This is a genomic window from Luteimonas lutimaris, from assembly GCF_039537065.1.
In the GTDB taxonomy this organism is placed as follows: domain Bacteria; phylum Pseudomonadota; class Gammaproteobacteria; order Xanthomonadales; family Xanthomonadaceae; genus Luteimonas; species Luteimonas lutimaris.
Window position 1 is genome coordinate 1 of the sequence record NZ_BAAAZU010000008.1, and the last position, 22000, is coordinate 22000.

Consider the following 22000-nt stretch of genomic DNA (forward strand, 5'->3'; position numbering starts at 1 on the left):
CCGGAGCGGTATGCTCCCCAACCTGGACTCTACTAAGTAGCAAGTGGCCCTGAGAAAGGGGGCAGGTCATCTCCACTTGAACCTCAAATTGGTTTCTCCCGTGCAGTCCGCGCGGGCAACCTGCTGGCAATCGCTGGTACCGCCCCTATCGCACCTGACGGTTCCGTGGCAGCACCGGGTGATGTCTATGGCCAGACCAAACGATGCCTTGACATCATTGCTGTTGCCATAAGGGATGCTGGCCTGAACATGGAGGACGTGATCCGCACCCGGATCATGCTCACCAATATCGAATCCTGGCGGGACGCGGCGCGGGCACATGGAGAATATTTCGCCAGGATCAAGCCGGCTTGCACATTCGTGGAGGTCGTGCGTTTCATTGATCCGGGTTGGCTTGTCGAAGTGGAAGCCGACTGCGTTGTCGACGCAACTTAGGGACCTGAGCTTGGGGCCTTCCAATGCATTCAAGCCGACGTAGTTCCGCGGCGCGGATCAGTTCAAACGCCAGGGGACACATCCTGTTTCACCTGTCACATGGAAAATCTAAATGCCAAGTTTTTCGCACTGCGCCATGGCTGCCACACTGCTGGTCCTGCTGGCTGGATGTAGCAAAGTCGAGATCCAGTACTCCGGGGATACGTCGGCATCCGATAATCAAAAGGGTCTTGCCACTGCTGGGATCATTGGATACTTCGCAAAAGAGGAAGCCTGCGTGTCCGTTGCACGCATCAGTATCACTGCTCCGGTACAGTCACCGGAGGCTGGGCCGGTTCGTGAGCTGTGGGATGCGACAGGTTGCGGAAAGGACCAGAAGTTCACGGTGGAGTTCGATCGCGGCTCAGACACCGTGAAGGTTGATCCAGCTTCGTAGATCAGTCTCCTGGCAGTTAGTTCAACCCGCCGATTCGTTGCAACTTGTCCAAGCTGCGCCCGCTTTGCAGCTTGGTCGGGCATTAGGGCTTACTCCCGACTATCTGGGAGGATTGCCCACCCGTTCGTTACTCCGGAGGCTCCAAGTCGATGCCGGAGTGCAGCCTTCCCGGTCACAGACAGTCACGTCGGCATGGAGATTGGGCATGACAATCAAGATTTATGGCCATCCTTTCGCGTCGTTTGCCTGGAAGGCTTTCATCGCAGCGTACGAAAGGGATGTGCCGTTCGAGTTCTGCATGGTCGATCCCGATCATCCGGAGAATTCGGCCCGCATGGCTGAACTGTCCCCGACGGGGCAGTTCCCGGCCCTTGTCGATGGCGACCGCCATGTGACCCAGTCCAACTCGGTGATCGAGTACCTCGACCGATTCGGCGATGCGCCACCAATGATTCCCGGCGATCGTGATGCTGCGCTGGACGCCCGCATGCTGGCTTGCGTATTTGATTCGTACGTGTCTGTTCCCGTCCAGCACATCGTTGGCGAGGCACTGCGTCCGGAGGGCCAGCAGGACGAGAGCCGCGTAGCAGAGGCCAAGGCAAGGCTGGACAAGTCGTATGCGTGGCTGTCCAGCCGCATCGGCGATGGCTGGGCGAGCGGGGAAAGCTTCAGCATCGCCGATTGCGCGGCGGCGCCGGCGCTGTTCTACGCTGACTGGGTACATCCAATTCCACCCGGCGCGCTCAAGGCCTATCGGACCCGGGTGCTCGAACATCCTTCAGTGGCCCGCGTCGTCGACGAGGCGCGCCCCTATCGTTCGTTCTTCCCGCTTGGCGCGCCGGATCGTGATTGACTGTGCCGGCAGTCCGTTGCGGCAGTGGACCGCGCTGCGCGGCTTGCCGCCGGTTGAACCCGGGCGTGGCTGGTTCCAGGGAGCGCCGTGCGGCACGGACCGCGGTAAAGTCCACGCTCCCGCCTGCGTGGATCCTTCCTGCACATGCTGAACATCTTCCGCCGCTCCCGTGATCCGAAGTTCGACATCGCGGCCATCGGCGATCACTGGCTGGCGTGGCCGCTGACGCATGACGGCGTGTCCGGCACGCTGCACGTGCGGCAGTTGCCGTTCGATCTGCCGCGGCAGGAGTTCCCGTTCGTGGCGCTGGCGTGGATGGACGGTGCGGAAACGCGCGGCACGGACTCGGCCGTGTTCCGTTCGCTGAAGGGGGTGCTGGAGAAGCGGGGCAGCGGCCTGATCGTCTTGGTCCACGAGACGCCGGGACGGGTGTACTGGTACGCCTACGCGGCCAGCGCGAAGATCCTCGATGAGGCGTTTGCGTCGCTCGACAACGAGGCGCTGCACTGGGGCATCAACGAGGACCGGGGCTGGCCCGAGTACGACAACGCCAAGGGGCTGGTCGGCGCCTGACGGCGGTGTGGAGGCCGGGTAGCTCCGCGCGGCTGGACGCCGTCGCGCGGGGATGAATTCGACCGCAAGGCGTGGATATCGTCGTATCGTCCCCACTTCCATCATGGCTCCGCCAGACAGGCGAAGGAGCCCACATGAAGGCGATGACGAACCGGATTACCGCAAACCAGGCCGCGACGGCCACCGAGCGCGATCCGCGCTGGGCGGCGGTGCTGGCGCGCGATGCGGCGGCAGACGGGCGGTTCTGGTACTCGGTGCGGACCACGGGTGTGTATTGCCGGCCCTCGTGCGCGTCGCGGCGGGCGCGGCCGGAGAACGTGCGCTTCCACGACAGCCCGCAGGACGCCGAACGCGCAGGCTTCCGGCCGTGCAGGCGCTGCCGGCCCGACCGGCCGGATACCCACGCGCGCCATGCGCAGCTGGTTGCCGCCGCGTGCCGGACGATCGAAGACGCCGAACAGACGCCGGACCTGGCGACGCTGTCGGCGCAGGCCGGGCTGAGTCCGTTCCATTTCCACCGCGTGTTCAAGGCCGCGACCGGGCTGACGCCGCGGGCGTATGCGGCCGCGCAGCGCGCGAAGCGGGTGCGCCGCGCGCTGGCGCATGGCGATTCGGTGACCGCGGCGGTCTACGACGCGGGCTACGCGTCCAGCGCCCAGTTCTATGCGCAGGCGGGCGAGGTGCTGGGCATGCGCCCGCGTGACTACCGCGACGGCGGCGCCAATACCGCGATCCGTTTCGCGGTGGGCGAGTGCTCGCTGGGCGCGATCCTGGTCGCGGCCAGCGAACGCGGCCTCTGCGCGATCCTGATCGACGACGATCCCGACGCGCTGGTGCGCGAGCTGCAGGATCTGTTCCCCAAGGCCGAACTGATCGGCGGCGACGCCGGGTTCGAGCGGCTGGTGGCGCAGGTGGTGGGCTTCGTCGAGGCGCCGGGGATCGGCCTGGACCTGCCCCTGGACGTGCGCGGCACCGCGTTCCAGCAGCGCGTGTGGCAGGCGCTGCGCGAAATCCCCGCGGGCCAGACGCTGTCGTACGCGCAGGTCGCCGAACGCATCGGCGCGCCGAAGGCCACGCGCGCGGTGGCCGGCGCCTGCGCGTCGAACAAGCTGGCGGTGGCGATCCCCTGCCATCGCGTGGTGCGCAGCGACGGCGCGCTGTCCGGCTACCGCTGGGGCGTGGAGCGCAAGCGCGCGCTGCTCGAACGCGAGGCGCAGGCGTGAACGCGCGGGTGGTCACGACGGGCGATGCGGGCGTCGATGCGGCGGTCGCCGCGCGTGTCGATGCACTCGACTGGGCGCGGATCGGACGCGAACTGGATGCGAACGGCCGCGCGGTGGCAGCCGGGCTGCTTGCGCGCGATGCCTGCGAGGCGCTCGCCGCGCAGTACGACGACGACGGGTTGTTCCGCAAGCGCGTGGTGATGGCGCGCCACGGCTACGGACGCGGCGAGTACCGGTACTTCCGCTATCCGCTGCCGGACACGGTGCAGGCGCTGCGCGCGGCGTTCTATCCGCACCTGGCGCCGGTGGCCAACCGCTGGAACGAGGCGATGAAGCTTGATGTGGCCTATCCGCCACGGCACGAGGATTTCCTCGCGCATTGCCGCGCCGCGGGGCAGTCGCTGCCGACGCCGCTGCTGCTGCGCTACGGCCAGGGCGACTACAACTGCCTGCACCAGGACCTGTACGGCGAGCACGTGTTTCCGCTGCAGATCGCGGTGTTGCTGTCGCGGCCGGGGGACGATTTCGAAGGCGGCGAGTTCGTGCTTACCGAGCAACGGCCGCGGATGCAGTCGCGGGTGGACGTGGTGCCGCTGCGGCAGGGCGATGCGGTGGTGTTCGCGGTGCATCGGCGACCGGTGGCGGGCGCGCGCGGCATGCATCGCGTCAACATGCGCCACGGCGTGAGCCGGCTGCGCAGCGGCCGTCGCCACGTGCTCGGTGTCATCTTCCACGACGCTGCCTGACACGGGAGGCGCGGACATGCCGACGGTCATGCGCGAACTGTTCGACGATGCGGGCGCGACGCAGTTCGACGACGGTGCGTGGTTGCTGCGCGGTTTCGCGCTGGAGCGCGAAGCCGCATTGCTGGCGGCGATCGAGACGGTCGCCGCGCAGGCACCGTTCCGGCACATGGAGACGCGGCGCGGGCTGCGCATGTCGGTAGCGATGACCAACTGCGGCGAGGTCGGCTGGGTAAGCGACCGGCGCGGCTATCGCTATGCGCCGCGCGATCCGCTGGGCGGCGGGCCGTGGCCCGTGATGCCGGAGGCCTTCGCGGCGCTGGCAGGGGATGCGGCGCGGGCCGCCGGATTCGAAGCCTTTGCGCCGGACGCATGCCTGGTCAACCGTTACGTGCCGGGCACGCGGCTGTCGCTGCACCAGGACCGCGATGAACGCGACTTCGATGCACCGATCGTGTCGGTGTCGCTGGGATTGCCGGCGACGTTCCTGTTCGGCGGCCTGGCGCGTTCGGACCGCACGCGGCGGATCGCGCTGCGGCACGGGGACGTGGTGGTGTGGGGCGGGGCGTCGCGGCTGTTCCATCACGGGGTGTTGGCGCTGGCGGACGGGGTGCATCCGGTGATGGGGGCACGGCGGATCAATCTGACGTTTCGCAAGGCGTTGTGAGGCGGGGTTTTGTTTTTGCCGTTGCAGTGTTTTTGCTGTTGCTATTGCTGTGCCTTTGATCTTCGAGCCTTGGAGCGAGCCGAGCATCGCAGGACGACGGGGCCGAAGAGCGGGTCTTGTTCGAGCGCAGCGAGTTTGGGCCGCGTGCCCCCTCGTCCGGGAAACGCAGGAGTCCGGGCCGGCGCAGCCGGTCCGGATTGCGTCAGGTGACGGCGGTTTGACTCGCGCTTCAGCGCGGAAGCTGTTGTTCTTGAACTTGACCTTCTCAAGCCAGATCAAGATCAACAGCGTTTCGCGCGCTGCGCGCGCGAGCCACCTTTCTTTGCTTGTGCAAAGAAACCTGGCGCAAAGAAACACACCCCGCCTGCGCGCCCGCCGCTGCGCGCCGGGTCCGCGGAGCCGACGGGATTTTCCGAGGGGGCATCCTGCCCCCGCGGAAAACGCCGCACATCCATGTGCGGCGCCCCTGCGGGGTCTTGTCCGCCGGCTCCGCCGCTACGGAGGGGCCCCGAAGGTCAAGAGCAAGATCAAGGGCAAGGGCAACGGCAACGGCAACGGCTCGCGCTTGCGCGCGTTGCCGCGCTGCTAGCTCCCTGCGCCGCAGGTGGTGTCGTTGAGGATCTTCGTCACCCGGGCGAATTCTTCCTGCAGCGCGGCCTTCTGGCCGCCGGGGGCGTAGCGCCAGGTGGATTCGATTTCGCGCTGGCGCTGTTTCCAGCCGTCGCAGGCGGCGCCGTCGGGGACGCGGGCGCAGAGGTCGTATTTCATTTCGCAGGCCTGGCCACCGGCGCGGTTGGGGTCGCCGGCCAGGCCGGTGGTCTGCAGGGTGACGCAGCGGGGCTTGGGTTCGGGGTCTTCGCTCAGGTAGTGGTCGTCGTCCCAGGTGTTGCACTGGTACAGGGGCGGCGGCGGGAGGCGTTCCGCGTCGGCGATATCGGCGGGCAGCGGGGCTTCCGGGCGTTCGGGGGCGGCGGGTTTCTGCTCCGGCTCGGGCTCCGGCTCCGGAACCTGGGTGACGATCGGCGGCGGTGTCTTGAAGCGCGGGATCACCATCGGCGATTCGACCTTCTGCACTTCCTGCTTGCTGCCCTTGGGGCAGGGCACGCCGTTCTGGATGGTCAGCGCGCCGAGGGCGTCGGTGCAGCGGTAGATGGTGTCGGTGCGGGAGTCCTGGGAATGGGCGAGCGTTGCCGCCGCCAACAGCGCGGCTGAAAACAGAAGGCGACGCATTCAGGCTCCTCCGCAATCTTCCGACAGGCGCGCGCTGATGCCGCGCTCTTCGACGTTCAGTGTCTCACGCTCGTTGGCCTGGGCGTTGAAGCGGCGGTGGCGGATCTCCTCGCGGCGGTCGCGCAGCACGGAGCAGGTTTCGGCCTGTGGCAGGACGTGGCATTCGTCGCGCACCCATGCGCCGCCGCTGCCGTAGTTGTGACCGGGGTTGCGATGCCCGTGAGCCGGCGGGGGTGGGGGCGGCGTGGTTTCGGCGCTGCGGAAGCGCAACTGGGGCGGGCCGTTGCCGCCCGACGAGCCGCCGGTGGAGGGCGGTGGCGGTGCCGTCGTGCCGGAAGATGCGCCGCCGCCGCCGCCGCCGCCGCCGGCGTGGCCCGTGCCCCGGTTGCCGCGGCGCGGGCCGGCGGGCTGCCACCAGCCCCAGCCGCCTGCGACCCAGCGCGGATTGCCCTCGCCGTCGTCGCTGGTGTAGCGGCTGCCGTCGTCGCGGATGCATTCGTACATCGGCTTCGGCGCGTGCCGGGCGACGTCCGGTGGCGGTGGTTCCGGAGCGGGTTCCAGCGCCGCTGGGACGACGGGTTCGGCGCGCGGAGGCGGGTCGGTGGGCTGGATCATGCGCCGCGCCTGCTGTTCCTGCCCGCTGGCGCAGGGCGCGTCCTGCACGGTCAGGTGGCCGCTGGCGTCGGTGCATCGGTAGATGGTGATGTCGCTGTCCTGCGCGACCGCGCCGCCGACGCCCGCGGCCAGCAGGGGCAACAGCAGCAGGCGGGGCAGGCGGCTGGCCATGGCCGCATTCTGCGCGCGTAGGGGCGGGAGGTGAAGTGACAGGGGTCGCGTAAGCGGCGCAAACCGCGCAAACGGCGTTTGCCGGCTCCTTCGGCGGCTCAGGCGCGCAGTTCGGCGCCGCTGCGGGCGTCGCGGATCGGGGTCGGGCGGGCCAGGCCGCCGGTGTCGCCGGGCACGCAGCCGTCGATCGCCGCGAGCAGGGCGGGATCGAGGGCGGCCGCGGTGCGCGGGGGCGGGGCGCCGGCCGGATTGGCGCTGGTGGAGACCAGGGCGCCACCGAAGGCTTTGCACAGTGCGATCACCGCAGGATGCGCGCTGACGCGCATCGCGACGCCGTCGTGGGCGCCGGTGATCCAGCGCGGCACGCGGGCGGTGGCGGGGATGATCCAGGTGTGCGGGCCGGGCCAGGAGGCGAGCACGGTATCGCGGCGTTCGCGCGGCAGGTCGGCCCAGTCGGCGAGGCCGTCGAGCTGCGCGACGGAGGCGGCGACCAGGATCAGGCCCTTGTCGACGGGACGCTGCTTGACCGCCAGCAGGCGCAGCACGGCGGCTTCGTCGAGGGGATCGCAGCCCAGGCCCCACACCGCCTCGGTCGGATAGGCGATGACGCCGCCGGCGCGCAGGGCGGTGGCGGCTTGGGCGGGGGAGAGCTGGGGCATGGCGCGATTGTAGGACCTGTCGCCGCGACTTCTGCAGGAGCGGTTTCAGCCGCGGGCTTTCTGCTCCCCTGCCTTCGCAGGGGAGGAGTGAAGGCAAGGACTCGCGGCTGAAGCCGCTCCTGCCAGGGCAGGGGTCAGAAGGGGGCGTCGTCGTCGGCGGGAGCGGCTTTCTTCGCGGCGGCCTTGCTGGTGGCCTTCTTCGCGGTGGTCTTCTTCGCCGCTTTCTTTGCCGTGGTCTTCTTCGTGGTTTTCTTGGCCGTCTTCCTGGCAGCCGCCTTCTTTGCCGGCGCCTTCTTTGCGGCGGCTTTCTTCGCCGGCGCCTTCTTCGCCGCGGCCTTCTTGCCGAAGCGGCCGCGCATCGGCTTGCCGGTTTCCTCCATCAGCTTGACCACTTCCTCCAGCGTCAGCGACGCCGGTTCGCGGTCCTTGGGGATGCGGCCGTTGAGCTTGCCGTCGCTGATGTAGGGGCCGTAGCGGCCGTTGAGGACCTGGATGTCGCTGCCCTCGAACTCCTTGATGATGCGGTTTCGCGCGATTTCTTCCTTTTCCTCGATCAGGAACACCGCGCGGGCCAGATCGACGGTGTACGGGTCGTCTTCCTTCTTCAGCGAGGCGTAGGTGCTGCCGCGCTTGGCGAACGGACCGAAGCGGCCGATGCCGACGCTGACTTCCTCGCCCTTGTCCTCGCCCAGCTTGCGCGGCAGGCGGAACAGATCGATCGCCTGCTCCAGGGTGATCGTGTGCATGCTCTGGCCGGGGCGCAGCGAGGCGAAGCGGGGCTTTTCCTCCTCGTCCTCGGCGGTGCTGCCAATCGCGGCATACGGCCCGTAGCGGCCCAGGCGCACGCTGACCGGCTTGCCGGACTTGGGGTCGGTGCCCAGCTCGCGCGCGCCGGTGGCCTGGCTGCGGTCGACGCTCTCGGTCTTCTCGTCGACCAGTTCCTTGAACGGGCTCCAGAACTTCTCCATCAGCGGCACCCACTCTTCCTCGCCGCGCGACACCGCGTCCAGCTCGTCCTCGAGCCTGGCGGTGAAGTCGTAGTCGACGTAGCGGGTGAAGTGCGTGCTGAGGAAGTTGGACACCGCGCGGCCGACATCGCTGGGGCGGAAGGCGCGGCCTTCCATCTCCACGTACTTGCGGAACAGCAGCGTCTGGATGATCGAGGCGTAGGTCGACGGCCGGCCGATGCCGTATTCCTCCAGCGTCTTGACCAGCGAGGCCTCGGTGTAGCGCGGGGGCGGCTGGGTGAAGTGCTGGTCGGCGTGGATGCGGTCGAGCGGGATGCGGTCGCCGGTCTTCATCGGCGGCAGCTTGCGGCCCTCGTCGTCGTCGTCCTTGCCCTTGCTGTCCTTGCCTTCCTCGTAGACCGCGAGGAAGCCCGGGTCGACCACGGTGGTGCCGCTGGCGCGGAAGCTGTGTTCGCTGCCGGCGGCCAGGTCCACGGACACGGTGTTGAGCGTGGCCGGCACCATCTGCGAGGCGACGGCGCGCTTCCAGATCAGCTCGTACAGGCGGCGCTCGTCGTCGGACAGGAAGCGCGCCACCTGCGCCGGGGTGCGCAGCGCGGAGGTCGGGCGCACGGCCTCGTGGGCCTCCTGCGCGTTCTTGGACTTGGTGGTGTAGGCGTTGGGCTTGTCGGGCAGCGCCTTGGTGCCGTAATCGCGGGCGATGACGTCGCGGATCTCGCCCAGCGCCTCGACCGACAGGTTCACCGAGTCGGTACGCATGTAGCTGATCAGGCCGACGGTGCCTTCCTCGCCGATCGCCACGCCCTCGTACAGCTTCTGCGCCACCTGCATGGTGCGGCGGGTGGTGAAGCCGAGCTTGCGCGAGGCTTCCTGCTGCAGGGTCGAGGTGGTGAACGGCGCGGCGGGGCGGCGCTTGCGCTCCTTGCTGGCAACGTCGGTGACGTGCAGCGCGCCGTTGGCGGCGGCCACGATGCGCCGGCGTGCTTCCTCGGCGGTGTCGCCGTCGGTGACGGTGAACTGTTCGAACTTCTTGCCGTCCAGGCGGGTGAGCTTGGCGGTGAAGGCCTGCGCGGGGTGCGCGCATTCGGCCTCCACGGTCCAGTACTCGCGGGCGACGAAAGCCTCGATTTCCTCCTCGCGCTCGACGATCATCCGCAGCGCCGGCGACTGCACGCGCCCGGCGGACAGGCCGCGCTGCACCTTGCGCCACAGCACCGGCGAGAGGTTGAAGCCGACCAGGTAGTCCAGCGCGCGGCGCGCCTGCTGGGCGTCGACCAGATCGTCGGAGATCTGCCGCGGCTGCGCCATCGCCTCGCGGATCGCGCGCGGCGTGATCTCGGTGAACACCACCCGCTGCAGGGTCTTGCCCTTGAGCAGGTCGCGCTCTTTCAGGATCTCGGCGATGTGCCAGCTGATCGCCTCGCCCTCGCGGTCCGGGTCGGTGGCGAGGTAAATGCCTTCGGCGGACTTGGCGGCCTTGGCGATCGCGGCGACGTGCTTTTCGTTCTTGTCGATCAGGTCGTAGCGCATCCGGAAGCCGTGCTCCGGGTCGACCGCGCCCTCCTTCGGCACCAGGTCGCGGACATGGCCGTACGAGGCCAGGACGGTGAAGTCCTTGCCCAGATACTTGTTGATCGTCTTGGCCTTGGCGGGCGACTCGACGATGAGGAGGTTCTTGGCCATGGCGGGCGGGGTTGTCCTTGCGCTGCGTGCGGGCGGGTGGGGCTGGCACTATAGGTTGCGGCAGAAGATAACGCCCGCAGCCTGGGCCGCGGGCGTTCACATATATATAGTGGAATCACGCCGCGGGCAGCGCTGTCAAGCGCCCCGGCCCCGGCCGGGGCGCCGTCAGTGCGCCGCGAAGGACGCCACCAGGCCGATGAATGCCAGCGCCAGGCCCGCCAGCAGCAGCCCCGCCACGGCCAGGACCACCCAGGTCAGCGCGCCCAGCTCCTCGCGCTGCTGGTCGGCATGGGCGGTGAAGGCCCAGCGGTCGACGACCACCGTGTCGCAGACCATGTCGTGCAGGGCCTGCTTGCGCGCGGTGAAGGCGACCATCAGGTAGCCGACCAGCAGCAACAGGGCGCTCAGGAGGGTGGCGAAATGGCGCCCGAAGCCGCGCCAGAAGCTGCAGCCGCTGCCGTCGCTGCGGACCACCTTGATACCGATCGCCATCTTGCCGGGCGTGGCCTGGTTGGATGAGGCGTAGAAGAATCCGTAGTAGCAGGCGGCGACCAGCAGGCCGCCGATCTGCGTGACTGTCTGGATGGCCAGCAGGCTGCTCGTGGCGAAGCCCTGCGTGGCGCCCATGAGACCGCCGATCAGGGCGCCGGTCATGCCGCCGAGGACGGCCAGGATCACCGCGTCGATGAAATACGCGGCCACCCGCTTCCAGAAGCCGGCGTAGACCACGTGCCCGTCCAGATGGATCTCCGCCGCGCGCTGCACCGGCGCCCGTGGCGGGGCGTAGGGCGAGTCCGGCTCCGCCACCGCGTAGGGGTTGTAGCCGTGGCGCGGGGCAGCGTGGGCGGGGCCGGCCATGGTCGCGGCCGGCGGTGCGGATGCCATCACCTCGTGCATCACGCTGCGCCAGGGCTGCCACTGCGCCAGGCCTTCGCGCCAGACGAGGGTCTCCGGTGCGAGCTGGCCGCCGGCGTGCAGTCCGGCCATGTCGGCGTCGCCGACCGGGCCGAGGCGGTTGCGCTGGTCGTCGCTGTAATACCACTGGGCCATGTGCGGCAGTCCTCTGGATCGTTCGTGGAAGGCGGCTCAGTCGCCGCGGCAGGGCACCGGGCGGTAGCGGTCGGGCAGGTCGCCGCCGCTGCAGTCCCAGTCCACCAGGTCGCCGTCGCGCACGGCTTCGTACACCAGCGTCCGGCCCTCGACGGCGCTGTCGCCGTGCAGGGTGAATTCGAACGCGCAGTTGCCCCCGGCCAGCGTGCCGAAATGCACCGTCGGGCCCTTGTCCTGCGCCTGGAAGCGCTGCAGCAGGGGCGCGAAGTCGTTATCGCCGGGGCAGCGGCCGTGGGCCTGGCTGAACTCCTCGACCGCGCGCTGCATGGCCGACGCCGCGCCGATGATGCCGGCGGTGGAATTCGCGCGGATGGTGTAGTCGTGGTAGGCGGGGACCGCGATCGCCGCCAGGATCGCGATCACCGGCACCGCGGCGACCGCGGCGACGATGGCGACGATCGCGCAGCCCGACAGGCCGCGCTTGGGCGGCGGTGCCGCGCCCCCGACGCCGGGGCCGGGCCGCGACGCGACGCCGGGCGGAGGCGGGGGTGGAAGCGGTGGCGGCCGCGCAGCGTCGGGGCGCACCGTGTGCAGCGCCAGCTCCTCGGCAAAGCGCTCCAGCGGCTGCCATTCCTGCACGCCGGCGTGCCAGGCGAGGGTGTCGGCCTGGATCCGGCGGTCGACGTAGCGCTCGCGCATCTGTCCGGCCGAAAGCGGCCCGACGCGGCCCCCCTGCGCGGGGTCGTGGTAGTACCAGTCGGTCATGTCGTCCCCTGTTTCCCCTTTTCCCTTCGGCGCCGGCATGCCGGTGCCTCGTCCCCTGTGGAACTTCCTTCGCGCCGCGGTCAGCCTTCGGCCGGCGTGCCGGTGTCCTGCCCGATCCAGAGGCGGTTGCCGTCCGGATCCTCGATCCGGAATTCGAGCATGCCGTAGAACGTTTCCTCCAGCGCCGGTACCTGCAGCCCGTTCGCACGCGCACCGCGGTGGAAGTCCCGCACGTCCTCCGGATACAGGTAGAGCACCGCCGTCCGCGGGATGCCGGCGTGCAGCCGGATCGACTGGTCGAGCATCAGCTCGCAGTCGCCGCAGCGCATCCGCGCCCAGCCCCACTCGTCGTGGCGGCGTTCGACGCTGAAGCCGAGCTTTTCGTAGAACGCCACGCTGGCCGGCATGTCCGCCACCGGCTGCATCGGGACAAGGCGTGTCAGGCGCATGCGGCCTCCTTGGCGCGCGCGGGTGCGGCTAGTGCACCGGCTCCGGCTCGTCGATGAACATCTGCGTTTCCATCCACGCGTACGCGGCCTCGGAGCCCGGCTGGTTGAACAGCACCATCAGCACGACCCACTTCAGGTCGTCCAGGTCCAGCTCGTCCTGGTCGAGCGCCATCGCCCGGTCGAGCACCAGTTCGCGCTGGGCCGGGTCGAGGATGCCGTGCTGCTCGAGGAACATCAGGAAGCCGCGGCATTCCAGGTCCAGCTTGTCCAGCTCTGGGCCGAAGAAGACGCGGGTGGGGCCGTCGACGCGGCGGACCGAGGCGCTGGGCCGCTGTTCGGCCAGGGCATCGAGCCAGTCGAAGGCCTTGCTGGTCTCTGCGGGGCTGAAACCGGCCTGGAGCAGGCCGCTCTGGAGGGAGTCGCGGTCGCGGGCGAGGTCCGCGTCTTCGGTGAAGTAGTGTTCGAACAGGTAGAGCAGGACGTCCAGGATGCTCTCTTTCATTTCCCCCGGCCTGCGCCCGGAGGCGCGGTGATCGCGGTGTCATGGCGCTTTCGGGCGTAGCGGCCGTGTTCCACACAGACGCGTCCTTCCAGTTCCATGAGCAGCAGCATGGATGACAGTTCGGCGGTCGTCAATCCGGTGCGTTCGACCAGCCGATCCATACCGGTTGGGTCGTGCCCGAGGGCCTGCCACAAGCGGTTGTAGTCAGGATCGTCCAGCCGGTCCGCCGCCGGGGCGTCCGGCGGGGCCGTTCCGACCCCCTGGATGGGGGCGCCCAGGCGCCGGCGCAAGGCGTCGCCGAGTTCGGCCGCCAGCGGCGCGACGGCCGCGGTGACCTCGCTGGCGGCCTCCACCAGCCCCGCGCCTTCGCGGATCAGGCGATGGCAGCCGCGGGCCATCGGGTTGTGGATCGAGCCGGGCACGGCGAACACGTCGCGCCCGGCCTCGCTGGCCAGGCGCGCGGTGATCAGGGCGCCCGAGCGCTCGGCGGCTTCCACCACCAGCACCCCCAGCGACAGCCCGGCGATGATCCGGTTGCGGGCCGGGAAGTGGCCGCGCTGGACGCCGGTGCCGGGTGGATATTCGCTGGCGACCGCGCCGGTTTCCGCGATGCGTGCGTACAGGCCGGCGTTGGCGCGCGGGTAGGGCTGGTCGATGCCGGTGCCCAGCACCGCCAGGGTGACGCCGCCGGCGGCCAGCGCGGCCTCGTGCGCGGCGGTGTCGATGCCGGCGGCCAGGCCGCTGGCGATGCCCAGGCCGGTGGCGGCGATGGCGCGGGCGAAGTCGCGCGCGTTGTCGCGCCCGCCGGCGGTGGGTGAACGGCTGCCGACCACCGCCACCGAGGGATGCCAGAGCAGGCCGGGGTCGCCGGCCACGAACAGCGCCAGCGGCGGGTTGGGGATCCGCCGCAGCAGGGCCGGGTAATCGGGGTCGTGCCAGCCGAGCAGGTGGTGGCCGGCTTCGGCCAGCCAGGCGTGGCTGCGCTCGCGCGGTGCCGGCGTCGCGGCGGTGGCCTGGAGCGCGCGCACCTGCGCGTCGTCGCAGCCGGCCAGGCGCCACGCGCGCGGACCGGCCTCCAGCGTGGCGACGGGGTCGCCGTGGGCCTCGAGCAGGGCGCGGCGCGGGGCGGCGGGGCCGCCGGCTTCGAGCAGGCGCAGCAGCGCGTCGTGATGGGCAGCAGTCATCCCGCCAGCGTAAGCCGGAAACGACGACGGCGCCCTCGGGCGCCGTCGCGTTGTGCGGTCAGGAAATCCTGAAACTCAGTACGGAGCGTCCGGATGCTTGAGGTGGTAGCCGATCCGGGTGGGCTTGGTGCTGTCCATCACCAGACCGTAGCTGACCTTGTCGTAGGTGCGGAACACGATCACGTGGCCGGCGTATTCGTCGGGCAGGCGGACCTTGCCCTCGAAGCTCTCGGCACCGGCCGGGAAGTCGGCGCTGTGTTCGACGCGGTCGACCACGTTGCTGCCTTCGCGCCAGATCGAGAACACGGTGCCGTTGTCGACGCCGTCCTGGCTGCCGACCGACAGCGCCACCACGTCGCGCGGGCCGCCGTAGGCCACCGTGTCGGTGACCGCCAGCACGCGGGCGCGGCCGTATTCGAGCTGCTGCTGCGGCGGGTGCGGGAAGAACTGCAGGTCGTAGGGCTGTGCGTCCACCGCGATCAGGCGGTCGCCGATGCGGACCTCGCGGCCGGCCTCGTCGAGCAGCACGGTGCTGGCCTCGATGCCGCCGACTTCGCCGCGGGTGACGGTGCCGATGTTCACGCGCATCAGCTCGTAGCCCAGCACCTCGCCGCCCTTGTCGGGAAACACGACGTGGTTCCAGTACTTGCCGAAGTCGACGTCGCGGCGGCCGCGGTAGTCGAGGTCGTCCTTCTCCAGCAGGTCGCAGCACATGCCCGAGCGCTCCAGGCGGGTGTAGCGCACCGTCGGCCGCACCACCAGGTAGCGCTGGCCGGGCGAGGCGGACAGGCCGCGCACGTACACCACCTGGCTTTCGCTGCCGCGCAGGCGGTCGTCCTCGAGGGCGACCACGTAGGGCAGCTGCTCGAACTGGTCGACTACGCGCAGGTCCTTGAGGAACGGCTCGATGTCCGACAGCGGGATCGCGTTGATCGGCTGGGCGACCTCGCGCGGCCCCTGCTGGACGGTGACGCGGTCCAGGTAGGCCAGGCTGATCACGTCGCCCGGATAGATCAGGTGCGGGTTGCGGATCTGCGGGTTCGCCTGCCAGATCTCCGGCCACAGCCAGGGGCGCTGCAGGAACTTGCCTGCGATGTCCCACAGGGTGTCGCCGCGCACGACCACATAAGTGTCGGGGTGATCGCCACGGATGCCCTGCGCCATGGCATAACCCGCCACCATCAGCAGTGCGACTGCAAAACCCGTGCGAAGCCCCTGAGAAAGGCGCTGAAGCATGCCGGCCATCTACTTGCTCCCCTTGGAATTTCCCGGAATTTCCCCATTCCAGCCGGGGCACTATAGCCTACAGAACCCGGCGCAACGCAAGCCCGCGGCGGCTACAATATCGGGGTCAGACCCACGGTTGTGACCGGTGCCACCCTTTGGGCGGCGATGACCTGCTTCGAAGCCGCCGCAGCCGACCCCCGGCGGGTCCGGCGCCCGCAATTCCACCAGAACCCCGCCATGTCCCTGCTTCCGATCCTCGAGCTGCCCCACCCGCGCCTGCGCAACGTCGCCGGTGCGCTGGATGCCGAACGCATCGCCACGCCCCAGTTCCAGCGCCTGCTCGACGACATGTTCGAGACCATGTACACCGCGCCGGGCATCGGCCTGGCGGCCACCCAGGTCGACGTCCACGAGCGCTTCATGGTGATCGACGTGACCGAGGCCCGCGACCAGCCGCTGGTGTTCATCAATCCGGTGATCCACCGCCGCACCGAGCAGCTGCGCGAGCACCAGGAAGGCTGCCTGTCGATCCCCGGCATCTACGCCGACGTGACCCGCGCCGACGGCATCCAGGTCGAGGCCCTCGACCGCCACGGCAAGACCTTCGTGCTGGAGGTCGACGACCTGCTGGCGACCTGCATCCAGCACGAGGTCGACCACCTCGACGGCAAGCTGTTCATCGACTACCTCTCGCCGCTCAAGCGCGACCGGGCGCTGAAGAAGTACGAGAAGCTGCAGAAAAGCCGGGATTCGTAACTGGTGATGGGTAAGGGCGGGGCGCGGCCGGAACTGCCGGCGGCGGGGATGTGGTCGAATCACCACTCACCAATGACCCATTACGGCCTCCCATGAGAATCGTCTTCGCCGGCACCCCCGAGTTCGCCGTCCCCTCGCTCGTTGCCGCCGCCCGCCGCAACGAAGTGGTCGCCGCCTACACCCAGCCCGATCGCCCCGCGGGGCGCGGCCGCGCGCTGTCGCCGTCGCCGGTCAAGCGCGCCGCGCTGGAGCGCGGGATCGAGGTGTTCCAGCCCGGATCGCTGAAGACGCAGGTCGCGCGCGACGCGCTGGCCGCGCTGAAGCCGGACCTGCTGGTGGTGGTGGCCTACGGCCTGATCCTGCCGAAGTCGATCCTCTCCATCCCCACGCAGGGCTGCTGGAACGTGCACGCCTCGCTGCTGCCGCGCTGGCGCGGCGCGGCGCCGATCCAGCGCGCCATCGAGGCCGGCGACACCCGCACCGGCGTGTGCCTGATGCAGATGGAAGCCGGCCTGGACACCGGTCCGGTGCTGCTGTCGCAGCCGCTGGACATCGGCGCCGACGAAACCGGCGGCCAGCTGCACGACCGCCTGGCCACGCTCGGCGCGCAGGTCCTGTCCGACGGCCTCGGCCTGCTGCGCGCCGGCATTCGCCCTGTCCCCCAGCCGCAGCCGGCCGAAGGGGTGACCTACGCCCACAAGCTCGACAAGGCCGAAGCGAAGCTCGACTGGTCGCAGCCGGCGGAAGTACTCGCACGCAAGGTGCGCGCCTTCAATCCCTGGCCGATGGCCGAGGCGCAGGTCGCCGGCGAGCGCCTGCGCATCCACGCCGCCGTGGCGATCGATCGCGAAAGCGACGCCGCCCCCGGCACCCTGCTGGCCGCCGGCCGCGACGGCGTGGACATCGCCTGCGGCGAGGGCGCGCTGCGGATCCGGACGCTTCAGCGGGAGGGCGGCAAGGCGATCACGGCCGCGGATTTCCTCAATGCGAGGCGGGACCTGCAGGGCGCGGGCGCGTAGGCGCGCGAACCCGCCTTTGTCGGTGCCTTTGCCTTTGCCCTTGCCCTGGCTTCTAAAGATGCGGCCGCCACTCCGATGCTGGCAGACCCGGAGGGCGCCGCACATGGATGTGCGGCGTTTTTCTACGGGACAGGATGTCCCTTAGAAAAATCCCTTCATCAGTGAATGGCCGGGTGTGCTGTTGGCACAAAGCGTTTTCTTTGGTTCGTTTCTTTGACGCTTATCAAAGAAATGAACTCGGCCGCGCAGCGGGCGAAACGCCTTTGATCTTGTCTCTGGCAGGCATGCCTCACGCTGGCGTGAAGCAAAATCCATAAGTGCAAACGTCAGAAGCTTTCGCCTTCGGCGACTTCATTTCTTTTGATGACCGTCAAAAGAAACGGAAGCAAAGAAAAACGCTTTGTGTCCAGGGCAAACCCGGCGGTTCATTGATGAAGGGATTTTTCTAAGGGACATCCTGTCCCATAGAAAAACGCTGCACATCCATGTGCAGCGCCCTCCGGGTCTGCAGGCTTGCGCAAGGGCGGCGGGATCCTTAGAAGCTGAAAGGCAACAACAAGGGCAACAGCTCGTGGCTGCGTGCGGCCGCAGGCCGCCTGGCGGAGAATGCGCGGATGAACGATGACAAGGGCGCGCGGCCGCGCGCGATGGCCGCGCAGGTGCTGGATGCGGTGCTGCACCAGGGGCATTCGCTGAAGGCGGAGCTGGCGCGGGCGTTGCCCGGGCTGGCCGACGTGCGCGACCGGGCGCTGGTGGAGGCGATCTGCTTTGCGGCGCTGCGGCAGCGGGCGCGGGCAGAGGCGGCGCTGCGGGCGTGGGTGCCGCGGCCGCTGGGCAGGCGCGACGGTGCGCTGCGGGCGCTGCTGCACGCCGGCTTCGCCCAGCTCGATCCGCTCGGGCTGCCGCCGCACGCGGCAGTGGATGCCACGGTCGGGGCGGCGCGGCTGCTCGGGCGTGCGCACCAGCGCGGGATGGTCAATGCGCTGCTGCGGCGCGCGCAGCGCGAGGGGCTGCCGGACGTGGCCGCCGACGCGGCGTGGCCGGCGTGGCTGCGCGAGCGACTGCGTGCGGACTGGCCGGACGACTTCGACGCGATCTTCGCCGCCAGCGCGGCGCCCGCGCCGATGTGGCTGCGGGTCAACCGCCGGCGCGTCGGTCGTGACGACTACGCCGTGCGCCTGCGCGAGGCCGGAATCGAGGCGTCGATCGATGACGGCCTTGCCGATGCGCTGCGTCTCGACGCGCCAGTCGCGGTGGCTGCGCTGCCCGGCTTCGACGACGGCGACGTATCGGTGCAGGACGGCTCGGCACAGGCGGTGGCCGATGCATTGGCGCCGCCAGCGGGCGCACGCGTCCTTGATGCCTGCGCCGCGCCCGGCGGCAAGGCCGCGCACCTGCTGGAGCGGGATCCGTCGCTGCGTCTGACGGCGCTCGATGTCGATCCCGGGCGCCTGGCGCGCGTGCGCGACACGTTCGCGCGCCTGGGCGTGGGCGGCGATGCCGCCTTGCGGGTGGCCGATGCCGCCGACCCTGAAGTCCTGCGCGAGGCTGGGCCGTTCGACGCGGTGCTGCTCGACGCGCCGTGCTCGGCAACCGGCATCGTGCGCCGCCAGCCGGACGTGCTGCTGCACCGCCGCGTCGCCGACGTCGATGCGCTGGTGGCGCTGCAGGCGCACCTGCTCGACGCCGCCTGGCAGGCGCTGGTGCCGGGCGGGGTGCTGCTCTACGCGACCTGTTCGATCCTGCGGGCCGAGAACGCCGGCCAGGTCGATGCCTTCCTCGCCCGCACGCCCGACGCCGCGGCCGAACCGCTCGGCGGGCGCTTCGGCCGCGCCTCCGGCGCCGGGCACCAGCGCCTGCCGGGCGAGGGCGGCATGGACGGCTTCTTCTACGCCCGCCTGCGCCGCGGCTGAGCGACCGCCGGCGTCGCGCACACGACACGAACCAAACATCGTCCGCGCATATGATCCGCGGCATGGCCACGACCAAGTCCCCGTACGACCGCGAATTCTGGCTGCTGGCCGTGTTCGCCCTGCTGGTGATCGGCGCCGGCATCGGCCTGCGCCACCCGTGGCCGGCCGACGAGCCGCGCTTCGTGCTGGTGGTGAAACAGATGTGGGAGTCGGGTGACTGGTGGTTCCCGCGCCGCGGGCAGGAGCTGTATTCGGACAAGCCGCCGCTGTATTTCTGGCTGCTTGGCGCGTGTTACGCACTGGTGCGCAACTGGACCGTGGCCTTCCTGCTGCCGTCGCTGCTGGCGTCGCTGGGCACGCTGTGGCTGACCTTCGACCTCGGCCGCCGTCTGTGGAGCCGGCGCGCCGGGCTGTGGGCGGCGGCGGCGGTGCTGTGTGCCTTCCAGTTCGCCTACCAGGCCAAGCACGCGCAGATCGATCCGACGGTGGCGTTCTTCATCATGCTCGGCTTCTACGGGCTGGCCCGGCACCTGCTGCTGGGGCCGCACTGGCGCTGGTTCTGGCTCGGTTGCTTCGCGGCCGGGCTAGGGGTGATCACCAAGGGTGTGGGCTTCCTCGCCCTGCTGGCACTGCTGCCGTACGCGTGGATGCGCTGGCGCAGCTGGCAGGGGTTGGCCGCACCCGCGCCCCGCGGCGCCGGGCGCTGGGCGCTGGGGGCGGTGGCGGTCCTCGCCGCGGTGGGACTGTGGCTGGTGCCGATGCTGTGGCTGGCGCTGTCCGGCGGCGATCCCGCGCACCGCGCCTACGTCGACGACCTGCTGTTCCGCCAGACCGCCACCCGCTACGCCGACGCCTGGCACCACCACGAGCCGGCCTGGTACTTCCTGCGGGTGGTGGCGGTGTCGTGGCTGCCGTTGTCGCTGCTGCTGCCGTGGCTGGCCAGGCCGTGGCGCGAGGCCTGGCGCGCGCGCGATGGGCGGGTGTGGTTGCCGCTGGCGACGTTCGCGCTGGTGCTGCTGTTTTTCAGCCTGAGCAGCGGCAAGCGCGACATGTACATCCTGCCGGCGCTGCCGATGCTGGCGCTGGCGGCGGCGCCGTACCTGGACGGCCTGCTCGAACGCCGCGGCGTGCGCCGGGTGCTGTTCGCGCTGGTGCTGCTGCTGGGGGCCGGGCTGCTGGCCCTGGGCGTGGCCGCGCTCGTCGGCGAGCCGGGCTTCGAGCTGAAGCTGGAAACCGGCCGCGGCATGCCGCTCGGACAGGATGGCCTGTGGTGGACGCTGGCGGCGATGGGCAGCGCGATCGTCGCCGCGGCGCTGTGGCTGCAGCCGCGCCGCGCGGTGGCGCTGGTGGCGGGGATGACCGCGGTGCTGTGGTGCGGCTGGGGCCTCGCGCTCGCGCCGCAGCTCGACGGCGAGAGTTCCTCGCGCGACCTGATGCACGAGGTGCGCGAGCTGGCCGGGCCCGGCACCGGGGTCGGGCTGGTGGCGTGGAGCGAGCAGACCCTGCTGCAGGCGCAGGGGCCGACGGTGGAGTTCGGGTTCAAGCGCACGCCGGTGCAGCAGTGGAACGACGGCATGGCCTGGGCGTTGGCGGCGCCGGATTCGCGCGTGCTGCTGGTGCTGGAAGTCGACGAGCTGAAAGGCTGCCTGCGCCGTGCCGGTGCGCGCCACGTGGGCGTGGCCAGTCGCCGTGCCTGGTCGCTGGTGTCGCCGCGGGAGGTGACGGCGGACTGCCGCTCGTTGCCGGAGACGGGTGCCGCCGTGCCGTGATCGCCGCGGGGCGGATGCGGTGTTGCCGCGCTATGTGCCAGGGCGCACGATCTCCGCGGCGCGCCGCGGCAACGCGCGCCAGGCTTCGATGACGGCCGCCGGCGTGATGTCCGAGACCCGGCTGGCCTCGCCGCGTTCGCCGCCCAGCGCGGCCACCGGGCCTTCGCCCAGCGGCATCCAGTTCGCGCGCGGCGCGGGGCCGAACAGCACCACCAGCGGGCAGTCGAGCGCGGCCGCGGCGTGCGCCGGACCGGTGTCGACCGACACCATGCCGTGCGCGACCTCGAGCAGCGCCAGCAGGCGCGGGATCGGCAGTTCGTCGGCGAGGTTGTGCACGCGCGGGTCGTTGCCGGCGGCGCGGCGGATGTCCTCGAGCACTTCACGCTCGGGCGCCGAGCCGCACAGCAGCACGTGGCCGCCGGGCACCGCGTCGAGGATCGCCTTCGCCACCGTCGCCCAGTGTCCGGGCGCCCAGTGCTTGGGATGGTCGGCGGTCATCACCTTGCCGCGCTTGTGGGTGCGCTTGTTGCCCGGCTGGAACAGCACCAGCGGCCCGTCCAGGCCGCGTCGCGCGCGCCAGTCCGCGAGGTCGGTCCGATCGGTGTCGGCCACGACCAGGCGCGGCATGCGGAACTGCGCCGGATCGATCGCAGTCGTCGGCCAGGCGTGCGCCGGGTCGCGCATGCCCAGCGCCAGCCAGCGGTCCGGCCACAGCATCGGGACCGCATCGCCGGCGCGGTCGCGGGCGACGATGTCATCCGGATGCACGCCGGCGCGCGCGAGCAGCCCGGCCATTTCCGGCTTGACGTCGCACAGGTACACCGGGCCACGTCCGCGGCGACGCAGCCAGCGCACCAGTGCCCACTGGCTGGGGCACAGCAGGTAGGGCGTCTTGCGGCTGGTGACCAGCTGCAGGTGGCCCAGCGCGGGTTCGTTTTCCAGCAGCGGCGCGGTCCACGCGCCCGAGCCGACCACGTCGACCGGGTTGCCGTAGCGCGCCGACAGCAGCCGGATCAGCGGCGTCAGCACCACGACGTCGCCGAAGGCGCCGCAGCGGATGACCAGGGGTGGCGCGGGTGGGGGCGTGGGGTTGGGCGTCGGCATGCCGGG

22 protein-coding genes are annotated in these 22000 nt (G+C 70.2%); 11 read left to right on the plus strand and 11 right to left on the minus strand.

Annotated features, from left to right (window positions below; all coding sequences use genetic code 11):
* The first annotated feature begins 87 nt into the window (after positions 1-87).
* The 7 genes from ABD679_RS08745 to alkB all read left to right on the plus strand — a co-directional run bounded on the left by ABD679_RS08745 (position 88) and on the right by alkB (position 4930).
* Complete coding sequence (locus ABD679_RS08745; RefSeq protein WP_344759664.1) at positions 88-435, plus strand: RidA family protein; 348 nt, start codon at positions 88-90, stop codon at positions 433-435.
* 136 nt (positions 436-571) lie between these two features.
* Complete coding sequence (locus ABD679_RS08750) at positions 572-871, plus strand: hypothetical protein (protein WP_344759589.1); 300 nt, start codon at positions 572-574, stop codon at positions 869-871.
* Positions 872-1076: 205 nt separating this feature from the next.
* Positions 1077-1724: a glutathione S-transferase family protein gene (locus ABD679_RS08755; protein WP_344759590.1), complete on the plus strand. Its 648-nt coding sequence runs from the start codon at positions 1077-1079 to the stop codon at positions 1722-1724.
* A 144-nt stretch (positions 1725-1868) separates the two neighbouring features.
* Positions 1869-2297 (plus strand): hypothetical protein, encoded by a 429-nt coding sequence (locus ABD679_RS08760; protein ID WP_344759591.1) that lies wholly within the window; start codon positions 1869-1871, stop codon positions 2295-2297.
* Positions 2298-2431: 134 nt separating this feature from the next.
* Positions 2432-3520, plus strand: a complete 1089-nt coding sequence (gene ada, locus ABD679_RS08765; RefSeq protein WP_425561876.1) for a bifunctional DNA-binding transcriptional regulator/O6-methylguanine-DNA methyltransferase Ada — start codon at positions 2432-2434, stop codon at positions 3518-3520.
* Positions 3517-4266 carry a 2OG-Fe(II) oxygenase gene (locus ABD679_RS08770; RefSeq protein WP_344759592.1) on the plus strand — a complete coding sequence of 250 codons (750 nt, stop codon included), beginning with the start codon at positions 3517-3519 and terminating at the stop codon, positions 4264-4266. The genes ada and ABD679_RS08770 overlap by 4 nt, the downstream gene beginning before the upstream one ends.
* 28 nt (positions 4267-4294) lie before the next feature.
* Complete coding sequence (alkB, locus tag ABD679_RS08775; RefSeq protein WP_344759593.1) at positions 4295-4930, plus strand: DNA oxidative demethylase AlkB; 636 nt, start codon at positions 4295-4297, stop codon at positions 4928-4930.
* A gap of 585 nt (positions 4931-5515) precedes the next feature.
* Here alkB and ABD679_RS08780 read toward each other — a convergent pair.
* The 10 genes from ABD679_RS08780 to ABD679_RS08825 all read right to left on the minus strand — a co-directional run bounded on the left by ABD679_RS08780 (position 5516) and on the right by ABD679_RS08825 (position 15442).
* Entirely contained in the window at positions 5516-6160 is a 645-nt protein-coding gene (locus tag ABD679_RS08780) for a hypothetical protein (protein WP_344759594.1), read from the minus strand.
* Positions 6161-6946: a DUF4124 domain-containing protein gene (locus ABD679_RS08785; RefSeq protein WP_344759595.1), complete on the minus strand. Its 786-nt coding sequence runs from the start codon at positions 6944-6946 to the stop codon at positions 6161-6163.
* Between the two features lie 98 nt (positions 6947-7044).
* A complete protein-coding gene (gene tsaC / locus ABD679_RS08790) occupies positions 7045-7605 on the minus strand; it encodes an L-threonylcarbamoyladenylate synthase type 1 TsaC (protein ID WP_344759596.1) in 561 nt (186 codons plus the stop codon).
* A 134-nt stretch (positions 7606-7739) separates the two neighbouring features.
* On the minus strand, positions 7740-10256 hold the full coding sequence (locus ABD679_RS08795) for a DNA topoisomerase I (protein WP_344759597.1): 2517 nt from the start codon (positions 10254-10256) through the stop codon (positions 7740-7742).
* A gap of 165 nt (positions 10257-10421) precedes the next feature.
* Positions 10422-11306, minus strand: coding sequence for an RDD family protein (locus tag ABD679_RS08800; protein WP_344759598.1), 885 nt, complete (start codon positions 11304-11306; stop codon positions 10422-10424).
* A gap of 36 nt (positions 11307-11342) precedes the next feature.
* Positions 11343-12071 carry a GYF domain-containing protein gene (locus ABD679_RS08805; RefSeq protein ID WP_344759599.1) on the minus strand — a complete coding sequence of 243 codons (729 nt, stop codon included), beginning with the start codon at positions 12069-12071 and terminating at the stop codon, positions 11343-11345.
* 80 nt (positions 12072-12151) lie between these two features.
* Positions 12152-12520, minus strand: coding sequence for a VOC family protein (locus ABD679_RS08810; protein ID WP_344759600.1), 369 nt, complete (start codon positions 12518-12520; stop codon positions 12152-12154).
* A 28-nt stretch (positions 12521-12548) separates the two neighbouring features.
* Entirely contained in the window at positions 12549-13022 is a 474-nt protein-coding gene (locus ABD679_RS08815) for a DUF494 family protein (RefSeq protein WP_344759601.1), read from the minus strand.
* On the minus strand, positions 13019-14206 hold the full coding sequence (gene dprA / locus ABD679_RS08820) for a DNA-processing protein DprA (protein WP_344759602.1): 1188 nt from the start codon (positions 14204-14206) through the stop codon (positions 13019-13021). The genes ABD679_RS08815 and dprA overlap by 4 nt, the downstream gene beginning before the upstream one ends.
* A 75-nt stretch (positions 14207-14281) precedes the next feature.
* On the minus strand, positions 14282-15442 hold the full coding sequence (locus tag ABD679_RS08825; protein ID WP_344759666.1) for a LysM peptidoglycan-binding domain-containing protein: 1161 nt from the start codon (positions 15440-15442) through the stop codon (positions 14282-14284).
* Positions 15443-15670: 228 nt separating this feature from the next.
* On the opposite strand from ABD679_RS08825, the gene def reads away from it, so the two are divergent.
* From def to ABD679_RS08845, 4 genes are all read left to right on the plus strand, one after another.
* The gene (gene def / locus ABD679_RS08830) at positions 15671-16189 is read left to right on the plus strand and encodes a peptide deformylase (protein ID WP_344759603.1); all 519 of its coding nucleotides are present in this window, start codon (positions 15671-15673) and stop codon (positions 16187-16189) included.
* 92 nt (positions 16190-16281) lie between these two features.
* Complete coding sequence (gene fmt, locus ABD679_RS08835; RefSeq protein WP_344759604.1) at positions 16282-17208, plus strand: methionyl-tRNA formyltransferase; 927 nt, start codon at positions 16282-16284, stop codon at positions 17206-17208.
* Positions 17209-17822: 614 nt separating this feature from the next.
* Entirely contained in the window at positions 17823-19121 is a 1299-nt protein-coding gene (rsmB, locus tag ABD679_RS08840) for a 16S rRNA (cytosine(967)-C(5))-methyltransferase RsmB (protein WP_344759605.1), read from the plus strand.
* Positions 19122-19183: 62 nt separating this feature from the next.
* Complete coding sequence (locus ABD679_RS08845; protein WP_344759606.1) at positions 19184-20890, plus strand: phospholipid carrier-dependent glycosyltransferase; 1707 nt, start codon at positions 19184-19186, stop codon at positions 20888-20890.
* 30 nt (positions 20891-20920) lie between these two features.
* Here ABD679_RS08845 and ABD679_RS08850 read toward each other — a convergent pair whose 3' ends face one another.
* Positions 20921-21994: a glycosyltransferase family 9 protein gene (locus ABD679_RS08850; protein ID WP_344759607.1), complete on the minus strand. Its 1074-nt coding sequence runs from the start codon at positions 21992-21994 to the stop codon at positions 20921-20923.
* Positions 21995-22000 lie beyond the last annotated feature (6 nt).

Excerpts from the sequence above, each read along its gene's own strand:
- ABD679_RS08750 (WP_344759589.1), top strand. The coding sequence starts at position 572 with ATGGCTGCCACACTGCTGGTCCTGCTGGCTGGATGTAGCAAAGTCGAG.
- ABD679_RS08755 (WP_344759590.1), top strand. The coding sequence starts at position 1,077 with ATGACAATCAAGATTTATGGCCATCCTTTCGCGTCGTTTGCCTGGAAG.
- ABD679_RS08760 (WP_344759591.1), top strand. The coding sequence starts at position 1,869 with ATGCTGAACATCTTCCGCCGCTCCCGTGATCCGAAGTTCGACATCGCG.
- ada (WP_425561876.1), top strand. The coding sequence starts at position 2,432 with ATGAAGGCGATGACGAACCGGATTACCGCAAACCAGGCCGCGACGGCC.
- alkB (WP_344759593.1), top strand. The coding sequence starts at position 4,295 with ATGCGCGAACTGTTCGACGATGCGGGCGCGACGCAGTTCGACGACGGT.
- ABD679_RS08780 (WP_344759594.1), bottom strand. The coding sequence starts at position 6,160 with ATGCGTCGCCTTCTGTTTTCAGCCGCGCTGTTGGCGGCGGCAACGCTC.
- ABD679_RS08785 (WP_344759595.1), bottom strand. The coding sequence starts at position 6,946 with ATGGCCAGCCGCCTGCCCCGCCTGCTGCTGTTGCCCCTGCTGGCCGCG.
- tsaC (WP_344759596.1), bottom strand. The coding sequence starts at position 7,605 with ATGCCCCAGCTCTCCCCCGCCCAAGCCGCCACCGCCCTGCGCGCCGGC.
- ABD679_RS08795 (WP_344759597.1), bottom strand. The coding sequence starts at position 10,256 with ATGGCCAAGAACCTCCTCATCGTCGAGTCGCCCGCCAAGGCCAAGACG.
- ABD679_RS08800 (WP_344759598.1), bottom strand. The coding sequence starts at position 11,306 with ATGGCCCAGTGGTATTACAGCGACGACCAGCGCAACCGCCTCGGCCCG.
- ABD679_RS08805 (WP_344759599.1), bottom strand. The coding sequence starts at position 12,071 with ATGACCGACTGGTACTACCACGACCCCGCGCAGGGGGGCCGCGTCGGG.
- ABD679_RS08810 (WP_344759600.1), bottom strand. The coding sequence starts at position 12,520 with ATGCGCCTGACACGCCTTGTCCCGATGCAGCCGGTGGCGGACATGCCG.
- ABD679_RS08815 (WP_344759601.1), bottom strand. The coding sequence starts at position 13,022 with ATGAAAGAGAGCATCCTGGACGTCCTGCTCTACCTGTTCGAACACTAC.
- dprA (WP_344759602.1), bottom strand. The coding sequence starts at position 14,206 with ATGACTGCTGCCCATCACGACGCGCTGCTGCGCCTGCTCGAAGCCGGC.
- ABD679_RS08825 (WP_344759666.1), bottom strand. The coding sequence starts at position 15,442 with ATGCTTCAGCGCCTTTCTCAGGGGCTTCGCACGGGTTTTGCAGTCGCA.
- def (WP_344759603.1), top strand. The coding sequence starts at position 15,671 with ATGTCCCTGCTTCCGATCCTCGAGCTGCCCCACCCGCGCCTGCGCAAC.
- fmt (WP_344759604.1), top strand. The coding sequence starts at position 16,282 with ATGAGAATCGTCTTCGCCGGCACCCCCGAGTTCGCCGTCCCCTCGCTC.
- rsmB (WP_344759605.1), top strand. The coding sequence starts at position 17,823 with ATGAACGATGACAAGGGCGCGCGGCCGCGCGCGATGGCCGCGCAGGTG.
- ABD679_RS08845 (WP_344759606.1), top strand. The coding sequence starts at position 19,184 with ATGGCCACGACCAAGTCCCCGTACGACCGCGAATTCTGGCTGCTGGCC.
- ABD679_RS08850 (WP_344759607.1), bottom strand. The coding sequence starts at position 21,994 with ATGCCGACGCCCAACCCCACGCCCCCACCCGCGCCACCCCTGGTCATC.